This is a genomic window from Planococcus sp. TJ-307, from assembly GCF_058268435.1.
In genome coordinates this window covers 212,169-227,058 of the sequence record NZ_JBZDOJ010000001.1, presented here as the reverse complement: position 1 = coordinate 227,058, position 14,890 = coordinate 212,169, and the positions used below count along the sequence as shown (strand labels likewise).

General features: G+C 48.3%; 14 protein-coding genes. 2 read left to right on the top strand and 12 right to left on the bottom strand.

All coding sequences use genetic code 11. The features are described 5' to 3' along the window. Positions 1 to 387 precede the first annotated feature (387 nt). Entirely contained in the window at positions 388 to 2,022 is a 1,635-nt protein-coding gene (gene abc-f / locus AC4EHK_RS01080; protein ID WP_490976951.1) for a ribosomal protection-like ABC-F family protein, read from the top strand. A gap of 96 nt (positions 2,023 to 2,118) precedes the next feature. Here abc-f and AC4EHK_RS01075 read toward each other — a convergent pair whose 3' ends face one another. From AC4EHK_RS01075 to AC4EHK_RS01045, 7 genes are all read right to left on the bottom strand, one after another. Beyond that, a complete protein-coding gene (locus tag AC4EHK_RS01075) occupies positions 2,119 to 3,348 on the bottom strand; it encodes an ABC transporter permease (protein WP_490976950.1) in 1,230 nt (409 codons plus the stop codon). After that, the gene (locus tag AC4EHK_RS01070) at positions 3,341 to 4,273 is read right to left on the bottom strand and encodes an ABC transporter ATP-binding protein (RefSeq protein WP_490976949.1); all 933 of its coding nucleotides are present in this window, start codon (positions 4,271 to 4,273) and stop codon (positions 3,341 to 3,343) included. Before AC4EHK_RS01070 ends, AC4EHK_RS01075 begins: the two co-directional genes overlap by 8 nt. Positions 4,274 to 4,304: 31 nt before the next feature. Beyond that, on the bottom strand, positions 4,305 to 5,150 hold the full coding sequence (locus AC4EHK_RS01065) for an ABC transporter ATP-binding protein (protein ID WP_490976948.1): 846 nt from the start codon (positions 5,148 to 5,150) through the stop codon (positions 4,305 to 4,307). Between the two features lie 3 nt (positions 5,151 to 5,153). Continuing rightward, complete coding sequence (locus AC4EHK_RS01060) at positions 5,154 to 5,543, bottom strand: GntR family transcriptional regulator (RefSeq protein ID WP_490976947.1); 390 nt, start codon at positions 5,541 to 5,543, stop codon at positions 5,154 to 5,156. A 15-nt stretch (positions 5,544 to 5,558) separates the two neighbouring features. Continuing rightward, a complete protein-coding gene (locus tag AC4EHK_RS01055; RefSeq protein WP_490976946.1) occupies positions 5,559 to 6,281 on the bottom strand; it encodes a hypothetical protein in 723 nt (240 codons plus the stop codon). Between the two features lie 159 nt (positions 6,282 to 6,440). Continuing rightward, the gene (locus tag AC4EHK_RS01050; protein ID WP_490976945.1) at positions 6,441 to 6,770 is read right to left on the bottom strand and encodes a TIGR04104 family putative zinc finger protein; all 330 of its coding nucleotides are present in this window, start codon (positions 6,768 to 6,770) and stop codon (positions 6,441 to 6,443) included. Positions 6,771 to 6,788: 18 nt separating this feature from the next. Continuing rightward, positions 6,789 to 7,055, bottom strand: a complete 267-nt coding sequence (locus tag AC4EHK_RS01045) for a hypothetical protein (protein ID WP_490976944.1) — start codon at positions 7,053 to 7,055, stop codon at positions 6,789 to 6,791. A 168-nt stretch (positions 7,056 to 7,223) separates the two neighbouring features. Here AC4EHK_RS01045 and AC4EHK_RS01040 point away from each other — a divergent pair, with 168 nt between their 5' ends. Then, on the top strand, positions 7,224 to 8,042 hold the full coding sequence (locus AC4EHK_RS01040) for an aldo/keto reductase (protein WP_490976943.1): 819 nt from the start codon (positions 7,224 to 7,226) through the stop codon (positions 8,040 to 8,042). On the opposite strand, the gene AC4EHK_RS01035 is transcribed toward AC4EHK_RS01040, so the two are convergent. The 5 genes from AC4EHK_RS01035 to ganP form a co-directional block, all read right to left on the bottom strand. Further along, positions 8,043 to 8,327, bottom strand: coding sequence for a hypothetical protein (locus AC4EHK_RS01035; protein WP_490976942.1), 285 nt, complete (start codon positions 8,325 to 8,327; stop codon positions 8,043 to 8,045). A 27-nt stretch (positions 8,328 to 8,354) separates the two neighbouring features. Then, positions 8,355 to 10,343 (bottom strand): glycosyl hydrolase 53 family protein, encoded by a 1,989-nt coding sequence (locus tag AC4EHK_RS01030; protein WP_490976941.1) that lies wholly within the window; start codon positions 10,341 to 10,343, stop codon positions 8,355 to 8,357. A 329-nt stretch (positions 10,344 to 10,672) separates the two neighbouring features. After that, a complete protein-coding gene (ganA, locus tag AC4EHK_RS01025) occupies positions 10,673 to 12,736 on the bottom strand; it encodes a beta-galactosidase GanA (protein WP_490977905.1) in 2,064 nt (687 codons plus the stop codon). A gap of 31 nt (positions 12,737 to 12,767) precedes the next feature. Further along, entirely contained in the window at positions 12,768 to 13,607 is an 840-nt protein-coding gene (ganQ, locus tag AC4EHK_RS01020) for a galactooligosaccharide ABC transporter permease GanQ (RefSeq protein ID WP_490976940.1), read from the bottom strand. A 2-nt stretch (positions 13,608 to 13,609) separates the two neighbouring features. Then, the gene (gene ganP / locus AC4EHK_RS01015) at positions 13,610 to 14,866 is read right to left on the bottom strand and encodes a galactooligosaccharide ABC transporter permease GanP (RefSeq protein ID WP_490976939.1); all 1,257 of its coding nucleotides are present in this window, start codon (positions 14,864 to 14,866) and stop codon (positions 13,610 to 13,612) included. Between the last annotated feature and the right edge of the window lie 24 nt (positions 14,867 to 14,890).

Below are 14,890 nucleotides of genomic sequence, written 5' to 3'. Positions count from 1 at the left end.
GCCTCCTTGTTTAGATGCATTTTTTTATATTAGACAATACTTGGTTACCCTTTGGCTGCCAGAGCAAAACAGATACTTTCCCATATTTTTGAAAAGCATTCACCGAACTCTCTATGTTTTCTGCTGTAAACGGGGGAAATCCTGTGCTATACTGGCTTTATCAAACGACAGAAAGGCTGATGGGTGGACAATGCGCAACTAATCTTGTTTTAGCGACTGAAATGTAAATTTCAACTCACGCAAAATAGGATTAGTCTGCCCACATCTTGATAACTGTCGAGCCATTGTACTCAAATGGTTTATTTCGATCGGGCACCATACGGCTAATCCTTCCAAATTTATTTGGGAGGATTTTTTAGTTCTCCCTGAACCGAAGGGATTGATTGGATGAAAGAACTACTGAAACTGCAAGATGTCCGTTTTGAATGGATGGACACAGTGATTTTTGAAGAGGTCAACGCGAGCGTTCAGCAAGGCGAGGTCATCGGCATCATTGGCAAAAATGGAGCCGGCAAATCGACGTTGCTGCGGCTGATTGCTGGTGAATTGGCGCCATCAACAGGCGGAATCCACTGGCTTCAGCCGAATATTGAAACCGTCTTTGTGGAACAGGAAACGGAAGCGCACTCCTTCACTGACGTTACGGCTTCTGAAAGCGCGCTGCTGAAAAAATGGCACGTGCCGCAACACGATTTCCCACTTCTCAGCGGCGGCGAAAAACTGAAGGCCCGCCTTTCTGCTGGTCTGTCGCGGAATGCTCACTTGCTGCTTTTGGATGAGCCGACCAACCACTTGGACAGCAATAGCATTGAACTGCTGCAGGCACAAATCCGGAAGTATCCGGGCACTATCATTCTGGTATCGCACAACCGCCACTTTTTGGATGCGGTGGCGACAAAAATTTGGTCGCTTGAAAATCAGAAACTCATTGAACACAGCGGCAATTACACCAGCTACATGGAAGCGCGGCAACAAAAGCGGCTGACCCAGCAGCGTGAATACGACAAGCAGCAGAAAATGGTCGAGCGCATCGAATCACAGATGGACGAGCTCACTTCCTGGTCGCACAAGGCACATGCCGAATCGACCAAACAGGAAGGTGCAAAAGAATATTACCGAATGAAAGCGAAAAGTATGGACAAGCAAGTTAAATCCAAGCAAAAACGACTCGAAAAAGAGTTGGAAAAGGTCGGTGCAGAAGCGCCAGAACCTGAATACGAAGTGAGCTTCTCGATGAACGCAACGCATAAAACCGGAAAGCGTTTTCTCGAAGTAAAGGATCTGTCGAAAGCGTTTGGCGGCAAGCTGCTGTTTGAAAAAGCCGACTTTACCATATTACACGGCGAGAAAGTCGCCATCGAAGGCGCAAACGGCAGCGGCAAAACAACCTTGCTGAAAATCCTGCTTGGCCAGGAATCAGCGGACGGCAGCGTCTGGATTTCGCCTTCTGCGAGCATCGGCTACTTGACGCAGGAAGTGTTCGACTTGCCGCTTGAGAAAACACCGGGTGAGCTGTTTTACAAAGAGACGTTTGAAGCGCGTGGCAAAGTCCAAAACTTGATGAAGCATCTCGGCTTTACCGCAGCACAGTGGAAAGAACCGATCGGCGCCATGAGCATGGGCGAACGCATCAAATGCAAGCTGATGGTCTATATCCTCGAAGAACGGGACGCGCTGGTTCTCGATGAACCGACCAACCACCTCGATTTGCCGTCGCGCGAGCAGCTCGAAGAAACGCTGGCGCAGTATACCGGCACGATGCTGGTTGTTTCCCATGACCAGGCTTTCCGTGAAAAAACGACCACCAGCAAGTTGGTCATTGCGGATCACCGCATTGAAAAACAGCTCGATGCCCCTGCTCCGGAACGTGATGACACAGCGGAGTTGCTCATGCGGCTTGAAACAGAGCGGCAGGAAGTTCTCGGGAAACTGAGCTTTATGACTGCAAAAGACAAAGATTATGCAGCGCTTGACCGGCGGTTTGTTGGGCTGACGCAGGAGATTAACAAACTGAAATCCTAAATAAAACCGGATCCAAGCTAGACGGTTTCTATATATAAAGGGCCGCTCCTAAGATTTACAGGAGCGGCCCTTTTTCAATTGGAGCTATTTATTTTTCTAGGCACGGATCCATTTCCAAATTTCGCCCGGTGTGGCATTTTTGCCGTACATCAAAATACCAATTTTGAATATTTTGCCGGCCAGTTTCATGAAGATCCAGACACTGGCAATGAGGATAGTCAGTGCGATGATGATTTCGATCCACGGCCACTCTTCCAGGAGCGACAAGCGGAGAATCAGAATCGCTGGCGAAGTGAATGGGATATACGAACCGATTTGTGCCCAGATACCGCTTGGGTCATTAAACACCGGCCCGACAAAGATCAGCGCTGCAAACGGCAGCATCATGATCATCCCCTGGAAGTTTCCAGCGGTTGAAATGTCTGCCATCGTCGCCCCAATGCCGACGAAAAGCGCGGCAAACAACAAGTAGCCAAGTACCGCGATCACCAACATCAACGCTAGTTCCGGTACAAATAAATACTCAAGTATCGGCACATCGATTTTCCAGACCAAAACCGGCAGTACCAGCACAATAAAGACCAGTATTTGAATAATGCCAAGCACAAAATACCCGATAATCTTGCCTTGCATCAGCTCTCCCGGAGTCAGGGACGACAAAATGATTTCAGCGATTTTGTCTTTTTTCTCTTGAGACGCACTTTGGAAAATCGCCATGCCGGTAAAAACGATCGACAGCAAGACGGCTGCCGCAAATATCCCCGGTACGATGCCTTCCAGGAAGGCGTCATCCATTCCTGAACTTGCTTCGTTTTCTGCAGCTGCATTAGCCGAAGCTTCTTCAAACACAATGCCTTGGGTAATGACACTTGCTTCGTCAGGCGTCAATCCGAGCTCTTCAATTTGCATCGCCTGCAAAGGAGCCCCCAGCAGCTGCACTTCATTTATAAAAGCGGGACTGATTTCTTCACTTTGGTAAACCGGCAAGACGCCGCCGTCAAATGCGCGCTCATCAATAAAGACATACGCGCTGTTTTCTTCAGATTCGAGTGCCCCTGCAGCTTCTTCCTCCGAAATGTCGGTTGGCTGCAGTTCCCATTCGGCTCCAGCTTGTTGGGCAGTCGCTTCCAGATTGTCATAGACGCCCAGCTGATCGTTGACGAATACCGTGGTCGTCACGGTGTCCTCATCCGAGTTATTGAACAGGTCGGGAATGAGGTAAAATGCCAGAAACAAAACAGGTGAGATAAACAAACCAATCAGGAATGTTTTGTTTTTCATGTTCCGTTTGATTTCCCATTTGGCGACTTTTTTCGTGTTACGCATCCAAATTCTCCTCTCTCTTCAAGAGATTTTTATCTGTTGCGATGTCGATGAAGATTTCATGCAAGGAAATCCGGTCAATGGATAGTTCCTGGACATCCAGTTCGGCGGGCAAGTTTTTCAGCCACACGGCCGGCTCCACGTCTTTCGACAAGTAAAGCACCGCTGTATCTTCATTTTGCTCCAAACGCTCAACTTCAGGCAGGCTTTCCAATACGCTCTGTTCATTAATGCCATGTATGGTGCATTTAAAATTAGCGTATTGTTTTTTCACGTCATCCAGCGGCCCGTAAATCACTTTTGTGCCGCGATGGATCAGGAACAGACGGTCCGCCATTTCTTCAACCAGGTTCATTTGGTGAGACGACAGCAAGATCGCTGTGCCGTTTTCCGCTAATCCGCGGATTTCATTTTTGAACAATTCCTGACTGACAGGATCCAAGCCGGAAAAAGGTTCGTCCAGGATTAAGAGTTCCGGTTCATGAAGAATCGCAGCGATAAACTGGACTTTCTGCCCCATGCCTTTTGACAATTCTTCCACCGAGACTTTATCTTTTCCTTCCAAATCGAATTTCTTCAACAGTTCCAGCGCCCGTTCTTTCGCGCGGTCCAGCGGATAGTCTTTCAGTTCCGCCAAATACAGCAGGATGTCCATGACTTTGACGTTTTTGTACAAGCCACGCTCTTCCGGCAAATAGCCGATTTTATTGCGCGGAATGTCCTTTTTTCCTTTGTCCCGAAACGTAATGGTTCCTTCATCCGGATACATGATGCCCATGATGTTGCGGATGGTGGTGGATTTTCCGGCTCCGTTGGGTCCGAGCAACGCCATGATTTCTCCTTTTTTCACTTCAAATGAAATATTCGATACAATTTTTTTGTCTTTGAAAGACTTTCCTAAATTTTCTACAGTCAGCATCGTCTCCATTTGCTTTCATCCTTTCTTGTTCAAGATTGGGTTATTTGAGCAACAGATCGATAATTTCTTCTAAATCCAGTGCAGCGTGATCGATTACTGCGATGTTTTGGACCGCTAAATAATGGTCAGTCGCAGCTGGATTTCCAGATACGATTTGGCGGCGTTCCCGCGACACTTCTCCGGGGACGGAGCCTTCAGGCAGCCCTTCAAGCCAGTAGCGCCGGTAGCTTTCCAGCAGGGCTTCTTTTTCGTAGCAGCCAATCGCTTGGCCATCTCTCATCACAAAAAGATAGTCCGCCAGTTTGCGCAAATCGTCTGTTTGGTGGCTGGTGATGATGACGGCCCGCTCTTTAGCGTCCATCCAGTCAATCAGCAAATCCATGAAATGCCGTTTGGAGGGGATGTCGAGAAATGCGGTCGGTTCATCGAGAATCAAGACTTCGGTATTCCGCGGCAGTGCCAAGGCCAAGCTCAGCTTCTGCTGCATGCCTTGTGACATTTTGCCGAACCGTTTGTCCAGCGGAATATCAAACAGCCCAACCATCCGCTCGAACAGGGCTTCATCCCATTCGCCATATAGCGGGGAAATCATTTCTTTCAGCGTCGCACCGGTATAAGCATCCCACCCGACAATCCTCTGAGGCTGAAAGGCGAGGTGCTGCTTCCAGCTTTCGTCCTTGCCAGCCGCGGGTTTGCCAAAAAATTCAATGTTTCCTGTATCGGCGTTCGCCAAATTCATGAGCAATTTCAGCAAGGTGCTTTTTCCTGATCCATTATTGCCGACCAGCGCAGTGATGGTCCCCGGCTCGATGGCCAAACTGATTGGCCCCAGCTGAAAATCATCCATGTTCTTTTGCAGTTCGTTTATTGCTATCCATGAAGGCATCGGTTAGTCTCCTTTCTGCCGTTTTTTCAGAATTGCATGGAAAATCGCTGTCATTTCTTCATCGCTGTAATCGTAGCTGCGGGCAATCTCAATTGCCCGTTCAAAGCTTTCAGAAACCGAAGCCGTTTTGACTTCCTGCTTTAAGGCGTTTTTGATTTCTGCGACATAGGTGCCTTTGCCGTGGGCCGTTTCGATAAAACCTTGTGCCTCGAGGTCCTGATAAGCGCGACGTATCGTGATGACGCTGATTTCAAGGTCTTTTGACAGGGCCCGGATGGAAGGCAGCGGCGTTCCAGCAGTGAGATGGCCGCCTGCAATCAATGCCTTCAATTGCTTTTCAATCTGATGGTAAATGGGTTCACGTGATTCTTTGGATAAGCGTATCGGCAGCAAGACCAGGCCCTCCTTTCATAGATAATCCGCTCGTTCAATGTCTTTTGTCATGACTCTTTGCCAGTAGATCCATCCTGTAGAACCGGCCAGCAAAGAACCCGCGATGGACAGCAGCGGCCAGTTTTGAGCCAGCCCAATCGTCCAGTAAATCAGTCCTTCGTCTGCCAGCCACTGAAAAGCGGTATAAAAAACGGCAATGCCGAGCACAAGATAAATCATCGACTTGGCCAGTAGTTTCGTTTCGAATGTTCCGCCTGCTTCACTTGCCGCCATGGCGAAGCCCAGTGCAACCGAGACTGCCAGCCAAATGGCGACAAATGCCAGGAAGCTTAAGGGCGTCATCATGTCACGGAAAGTTGGAGACACGGCCAACAGTGTAGCCAATAAAATCAGCTGGTATGGGAAAGAATATGCGCTGTGAATGATAAAACGGCTTTTAACGATCACCGCTTTTGGAACCGGCAGCTGCTGGAGCATGATCACTGCGGGCACGGTCCATAAATCCCCGTCCATTTTCTGCATCTGGAATATTTTAGGCTTCATCCAGGCCGGAAACATAATGAACAGCAGTAAAAAAATCAAATCGAAGGCATAAAAGTTGTCTGCCACATAATGATCAAACGAAAATAAGCAAATATAGCCCAAAAATGTGTAAAAAGCCAGCATTAGCAATGAATGTTTCCATCGCGCCTTTAGTTCAAAACCCGCCAGCCAATATGCTTGTTTCCATGTATGCATGGGTGATCACTCCTCTTCTACTGTTCCACTGTATATACTCACATACACAGTAACAAGTTTTTTATGGAGTTGTCAATCTTTTTAAGAAAAATGGCAAAAAAGAGCTTTGCCGCAAGCTGGGATCTCTTGGGGCAAAGCTCTTTTGATTGGTGGCGCACATTATTTTTTAGTTGCAGTTTCTCGGCTTAACAGCCCTGCTTCATTTTCTTTGGACAGTTTCATAAAGAACGGATACACGAGGAGGCTCGTCAAAATTAACGTCGGCGTAAGCAACAGAAGGTCCCATCCATCTAAATCGAAAATCAGCGCTGACATAATAATAATGAAAGCTGGGAGAAAGCTAAAGATGGCTGTTTTCTTTCTCGACTTAGCCACAATGTATTGTGTTTTTCCACAGTGGGGACAGTTTGCTTTATTCGTAAATTTTAAGGTTTTTAACACAATCCTTTTCCATGTCCATTTTCGTCCGCAGTTTTCACAGCTTGGCATCTCTACACTTCCTTTTTCTCATGAATGTCTTGTGGTATCTGCTTGCAAGTAGCGGGCAAAATAAGCACCGGTGATCAACAGTGCCACGGTCAGCGCCATGAAGACTACTCCAAGGAATCCAAGCCAATAGCCTGCTAGGTTGACCACGCCGATCAGCAAGAAGCAGATTGAAGTTATCAAACTTCTGGGATCTGTGGAAGGATTGTCTTTCATTTTCACGAAGATTTTATGGACTGAAAATCCGATGGCGATGAGAAGCAGTATAGTTGCGATAGTTGGCCACACGTTCAGCCACCTCCTTTTATTTCCTTGTTTCTATATTTACGGGTGGGGGCTACAGAAAGTTTCGTATTTCGAAGTTTTTTGCTCTGGAGTATCCTAAATTCTGGACCCTGTTGCCAGAAAAGTCGTACAATAAGGAGGAACTACAAGCAAAGGGGAGGAACTTTTTCTATGGCAAACGACAAGGTTTTCACGTTTCACAATGGGGTTACAATTCCCGATATCGGATTCGGCACTTGGCAGATTCCGAACGAGGAAGCTCACGCAGCGGTGACAACTGCTTTAAAAAATGGCTATACACATATCGATACGGCGTTGGCTTATCAGAACGAGGAAAACGTTGGCAAAGCGATTCAGGATTTCAATATTTCCCGGGAAAAGGTCTTTATCACCAGCAAACTCCCGGCTCAAATCAAAGGCTACGACGTGACACTCGAAGCGTTTGAAGAAACGATTTCGAATCTCGGCGTTGATTATTTGGACCTTTATTTGATTCATGCGCCATGGCCATGGGATGAAATCGGCAAAGATTGCACCGAAGGCAATATCGAATCGTGGAAAGCGATGGAGAAGCTTTATAAAGACGGCAAGATTCGGGCAATCGGCGTCTCTAACTTCTCGGAGAAGGATATCCAGTCACTTGTGGATGCTTGCGACATCGTGCCGATGGCCAACCAGATTCCGTTCTATATCGGCCGCGACCAAGCGAGCCTGCTCGAGTTCTGCAAGCAGCATAACATTGTAGTCGAAGCTTATTCACCGCTGGCAACCGGACAGATCTTGAACAGCCCTGAAATTAAAGACATGGCTGCTAAATACAGCGTAACGCCTGCTCAACTGTGCATCCGTTATTGCCTGGAGCACGGCACTTTGCCGCTTCCAAAATCAACGAATGAAGAACGCATCATCGAAAACAGCCAACTGGAGTTCACAATCTCTCCAGAGGACGTCCAAAAGCTGGATGCTTTTGAAGATGTTCGCGCTAAGTAATTAAAAAAACCGCCAATTGGCGGTTTTTTTAATGAGCTTTTTTCTAGAACGCTGGTGTTCAAGGCGGGTAATTAGCTTGAAATCCGGTTTTATTGACGCGTGATTTTCCAAATAATTGGACATACGTTCTATAGAACCCAAAATACGTTCCGTTTCGCGCGAAATACGTTCCAAAGTGGCTCGATTACGTTCCAATACAGCCCAAATACGTTCCGTAATGGAAACAGTTTGCCGAGGCAAACTGCCTGTGTCCGTAAGCAAAACCCGCTCACGGACGACAACCACTCTTGGATCTCCACATCAGCTTTTCAGTTATTGATTAGCTGCTTCGGCATCTTGAACCCGGTACAAAGAAAAGTCATCCAAACTTCCCCAGGCACCCCCGTCCGCTTTGATGCTGCCACCAATCGTCACTGTTCCATCTTCCACAAGGATTCCGTCTAGTTCCGGCTGGCTCCAGTTGGCCCAGCCGTTTACAGAGGTGTCCATCGTGTAACGCTCGCCTGCCGTTTCAGCGTAAATATACATTTCCGAGTTCTTGGCATCTCCACCCTGCACAAAGGCAGAAAGTTTATAATAGCCAGGTTCTAAACCGGTAATGGTTTGTTCAGCCTGAAAATCGACTCGATCCGCTGAGTAGAAATGCAGCGAATAGTTACCGGATTTGGCATCCGATGCTTTGTTCTGATAACTCGTGTGAGGAACTGCCCCGTTTCGGTGTGCGATGTTCCACATGCTCTGGTCGCTGCTTTCAAACCCCGGATTTTTCACGAAGTTTTCCGGAGCGATTTCCAGGTTCGCTTTGACCGCGCGGCCATCTTCCAGTTCTCCATCAATTACATAACTGCCGGCGCCGCTGTCGATCGCCTGCTGCAATGCTGCTTCATCCCAAGTGACTTGCGCCGCTCCTTCGCTTCTGTCGTTGTAAGTGACAGTCACCGTTCGGGGCAACGCAATTGCATCTCCCGCAACAGCCGAGATAGTGAGATCTTTTACCTCGTCAATTTGCAATGGCGCTGTTGCCCCTGTCTCCAAATATTTGAAAACATTCAAAGATGGCAACGGACGGCCGTTAAAATCGAACAGGGCTTGATTGTCGACAGCACTGCCGCCGTACCATTCACCAGCGTCTTCAGGATCGTATTCCGCAGCAAAGCTTGTTGCCCAGCCCGAACCGTATTTTTCCCAAAGCATTTTGCTTTTCTTCAACTTTTTGTCAGGCGCTACTGGAATCCAAGCCGGTTCCCAATAAAACACCCCGAGGCCTGCGTCGCCTGTTTCTGCAACAGCCGCCGCTACATCCCTGACTGCATGTGCTTGCCCCTGGACCGTAATTGGATAGTCTAAGGTTTGGCCGGTGCTTCTGGGTGCTGTATTTTCGTGGCCATCGCCGTCTTCTGCTGTGTAGGCATATGAAGTTTCCGCGACCATGACTTTTTTGCCGTAGGTATCCGCCACGTTCTTAAGGACCGACGACAAATTCGTTAATGTGCCATGCCAGAATGGATAATACGAGCTGGCGAACACATCATAGTCTACCTTATTGTCTTCAAGTGTTTTCGCAATCGATGCATATCTTCCCGCAGTTTCCGGGTTGGTGAAATGCAGCGCGACCAAAATTTCCGGATCAAGCTCTCTGACAGCCTGGCTTCCCTCATTAAAAAGCTGGCTCATGTTGTTCCAGTCTCTTTCACCTGCCATGGCGCCGTTAGTTTCATTTCCGATCTGCACCATGCCGACGTCAACGCCTTCATCAATCATCGCTTGCAGGCTGTCCGCGGTAAATTCATGGAGCGCGATTTTTTTATCTTCAAAACTTAAGTTTTTCCAAGCTTTCGGTGCCTGCTGCTTGGCAGGATCGGCCCAGAAATCGGAGTAGTGGAAATCCACCAGCACCTGAATGCCATTGGCAGTGGCGCGTTTGCCGATTTCAATCGCTTTTTCCACGTCATTGTTGCCTCCGCCGTAGCCGTTTCCTTCTGAATCATACGGATCGTTCCAGATGCGCACCCGGACATAATTGACGCCGGATTGCTCTAATGTCTTGAAGATGTCCTGCTTTTTCCCGGCTTCGTTGTAAAACTTCACGCCGCTGTCTTCTAGGGCAAGTATGCTGGACACATCGACGCCTTTAATAAAATCGTCATCAATTCCAGGCACGCGCTCAACAAAAATATCCGTCTGTACCGGCTCTGGTTCTGCGGCCATTGCTGGTGTATTGCTCAAACCTAGAGAACCGATCACCATGACAGCTGCAGATGCAGCCGCAAGTGAAGCTTTCCATTTCCCACTCTTTGTCATCCTCTTTCCACATCCTTTGATTTATTGTCAAAAAGGATTTTGAGAACCCTTTTATAACCAGGAACAGTTGGAACTTATTACAAAGCACCCGCTCAATAGATTTCCTATGAAGAGCGGGTGCCAGAGACGTTTATATAAGGGATTTTCTAAGCCTATATTCTGCATTTCAGTTGTTATCGCAAGATTATTTTCCAAATAATTGGACATACGTTCTATAAAACCCTAAATACGTTCCGTTGCGAGCGAAATACGTTCCAATACAGCTCAAATACGTTCCAAACAGTCTTTTTACTAGCCGTCTTTATTTTTCAGTAATAAAAGCCCTCAGCCTAGCTAGTTGCCACTAACATCCGCACTTCATATTTCGCCAATGTCAGCTCGCCAGACACACTTTCACCGGTCACTAAGTCTATAGCGGCCGCGTCGATCGACACAGTCTGCTCCTGCTCGGTGAAATTCATGACGAACACGAAGTCTTGGCCTGCATCCTGGCGCACCTGGACCGAAACGCCGGGACCGTGTGCAACCGGGAATACCGGTTGGAGCGATAAGTCGCGAATCAAGCCTTTGTAGAAATCACGGTGGAACTGCTCCTCCAAACGGCCGCCAATGTAGTAGGCCAGCCCTTTTTCATAGCGATTGCTTGTCACTGCGGGCGTGTCTGCATAAAAATCCTGTTCGTACGTTCCGACAACATCCGCTGAACGGTTTTCCAACACCGTCGCGTAGTCCGTCAATTCGTAAGACCGCCCTCCGTAATGGACCGCATTCCGATCATTAGGATACAGCGTATCGGTTTCCACCGGATTGATGCCAAACACATCCTGAAGATCTTGATGCCAGCCGCCTAAATACGTTAGGTCATACTCGTTGACGATGCCGCTGATGTAAGTCATCACCACGGTGCCGCCATCTGCTGCAAAACGCTTTAACCGGGCAATCGTCTCTTCGCTTGCCAAGTACAGCATCGGCACAACAAGCAACTTATAGCCTGAGAAATCCTGTTCTTTCGTAATGACATCGACCGGAATGTCCTGTTCCCAGAATGTCCGGTAATGCTCCTGCAACGTTTGCGGATAGGACTTTGTCTCGGTTCCGTAGCCTTGGGCATGGTCAAGCGCCCAATTGTTTTCCCAGTCATACAGGATGGCGACGTCTGCCGGGCGATGGGTGCCGACCACTTCGGACAGCTTGCCCAAGGTCTCGCCGACTTTTGTCACTTCTTTAAAGACGCGGTTTTCCGCGCTGTTGTCATGATCGACGACCGCGCCGTGGAATTTTTCCGAAGAGCCGCGTGATTTGCGCCATTGGAAGTACAAGATGCTGTCTGAGCCGTGAGCGACCATCTGCATGGTAGACAGCAAATGCATGCCTGGCCGCTTGGCTTTGTTGACTTTATGCCAGTTGACGGCGCTTGGCGTAGACTCCATCAGCAAAAACGGCTGCTGCTTCAAGCTGCGGTACAGATCGTTGATAAAGCCGACTTTCATCGCCAAGTTGGCGGTCGTTTCCCAATCGTTGTGCCACGCCGGATACGCATCCCAGCTGATGACGTCCAAATGCTTGGCGAACTTGCTGTAATCCAGGCTTTGGAAAGGAATCAAATCGTGCGTGTCTGCCATGAAATTGGTGGTGATCGGAATGTCCGGCGTCAATTCTTTAATGGCCGTTACTTCATTTTCAAAGAAAGAGATGGTCTGATCTGTTACAAAACGCTTCCAATCCAAGTTCAAACCGTGCACCATGTTTTCACCGATTGGCGATGGCGATTCGATTTGGGACCAGTCGCTGAACGTATGGCTCCAAAACGGACCCCACCAGGAATCGTTCAAAGCTTTCAAGTCGTCGGCGTATTTCTCCTTCAGCCAGCTTCTGAACGCATCCTGGCAGCGGTCGCAATGGCATTCGCCGCCATACTCATTGGAGATATGCCACATGAGCAAGGCGGGGTTCTTGCCGTAGCGTTCCGCGAGCATCCGGTTCATCTTCGCTGTTTTCTCGCGGTAAACTGGGGATGTGAAGCAATGATTGTGCCGCCCTCCATGCAATTGCTGAACGCGTGATTCGTTGACCCGCAAGACTTCCGGGTATTTTTGCGACATCCAGGCGGGACGCGCTCCGCTCGGCGTTGCCAAAATGACGCGGCCGCCGATGCTGGCAATATTTTCGATAATGCTATCCAGCCAGTCAAAATGAAACTGGCCTTCTTCCGGTTCCAGCGTACTCCAGGCAAAGATGCCCAATGAGAACGTGTTGCTGCCTGAAAGCTTCATCAATTTCAAGTCTTCCGCTAAAATCTCCGGATGGTCTAACCATTGGTCAGGGTTGTAGTCCCCACCGTGCAGCATGAAACGGGCTGTGGTGGTATAGGTTTTTTCATTTGTAGGCATAATGTTCTCCTTCCAGTTGCTGCAGTTTGTGCTGTCAGCCTTTTGTTCCGCCTGCCGTCAAACCTGACACAAAGTTCTTTTGCAGCAGGAGGAAAATGATGGCGATTGGGATGCTGATCAATATGGCGCCGGCGGCAAAGGTTGTAAAGCTCGCACCCATGACGTCATTGACCAAATTGTAGAGGCCGATCGGCAATGTGTAATATTCAGGCGACCGCAAAATGGTTGACGCCAGGATAAAGTCTCCCAGCGGCCCCGTAAATCCGGTCATCGCCACGACCGCGATCATCGGCTTTGATAGGGGCATGATGATCTGCAGGAAAATTCTCGTGTTGCTGGCACCGTCGATTTTGGCGCTTTCGTCCAGATCCATCGGAATGGAATCCATATAGCCTTTCATCAAATACGTGTTCAGCGGAATCAATCCGCCGATATAGAGCAGGATCAAGAGCCAATGGCTGTTCATCATGCCAAGAATCTGCGCCAAGACGAAAAGCGCGATCAAGGCAGAAAACTGGGGAATCATCTGCAGCAATAAGAACAGCGTCAAGGCATTTTGTCTTCCTTTAAAACGGAAGCGCGAAAAAGCATAGGCGGTAAACGACACACAGATCACCGCGCCAATCATGGTAAAAAGACTAATTTTCAAAGAGTTTAAATACCATTGAACATATTGCAGGCTTTCACTTCCCGCAAACAGTTCCCGGTAATGGTCCAATGTTGGATTTTGAGGAATCATCGTCGTACTGATCAAGCTGTTGCCTGGGTTAAAGCTGGCCCCTACTGTCCACAGCAGCGGATAAATAATGATGATCGCCATAAAAATCAAAATCGCATGAGAAATCAGGAGACGAAAAAATTTTGCTCGGTTCATTTTCAAGCTCCCTCCTTAAATGCGTCGGTCCGTCTGAACTGCCATAACGCAATTGCGATGACGAATACAGACAGCAGGATTGTTAATGCGGCTGCCAGCGAGTACTGGCTTGACTGCAAGGTCAGTTTGTAAATCCAGGAGACGAGGATGTCAGTTCCTCCCGCAGTGGAGCCTGGCACAGATGGCCCGCCGCCATTAAAGAGGTAAATGATGTTGAAATTATTGAAGTTGAATGTATACTGCGTAATGATCACCGGTGCCGTCGCAATTAAAATCATCGGCATGGTGATGTTGCGGAATTGCGCAAAAATCGATGCACCGTCAATCCGGGCCGCTTCATACAGGTCATCCGGAATCGATTGAAGAACCCCTGTCGTGACCAGGAAGATAAACGGAAAGCCAAGCCATCCCTGCATGAGGATCAATGCCAGCTTGGTCCAGTTTTCATCGGTCAGCCAAGGAATGGCATCGATGCCAACCATCGCCAAAATGTCGTTGTTGATGGCACCAAAGCTGTCGTTAAACAATCCGGCAAAAATCAAAATGGTCACAAACCCTGGAACTGCCCACGGCAATACGAGTACCGTGCGGTAAAACTTCTTGAAGCGAAGATCTTTTTGATTGACCAACACGGCCATGAAAATGCCGAGAGCGACTTGCAGCGTCGAAGCGACAAGCGTCCAGATCACGGTCCAGCCGAGTACACTGAAAAAGGTTGAGCGCCAAATATCAACGGTGAATATTTTCGCGAATGTATCAAAGCCAACCCAATCGGCTAAATTGGCCGGCGGGGAATGGTACAAATCGTAGTTGGTAAAAGCCAGCGCAAAACTAAAGAGAATCGGGAAAATAACCGCGAAAATCAGAATAAACAACGACGGTCCGCTGATCAAATACGGGTAGCCCTGTGCGATCAAGTTTTGGTAATCGCGTTTCAGCGAGCTCATCGGCCGGTTTTCGTCACGGCGCTGGCCGTTTTTATAGGCATCCCGCAAATTTACATAGTAGAAAGCAAGTCCAAAAATCGTCACGATGATTGCAATCAACCCTTCTGCTAACAGAAAAATTGAGTTATCGCGCGGGACTTCCGTTCCGAGTGTGGCAAGTCCCCAAAAGCCCATGTTCAGGAGATCTCCGAACACCAGGAAGAAGGATATGCCAAAACCGAGAAACAGCAGCCCTTTAATCCACTGCTTATTATAAAATTGGCCAAATCCGGGCAGAATTGATAACAATAAGGCTATTTTACGAGCTTGCACTTTCCTCACCTCTTTTTATGTATG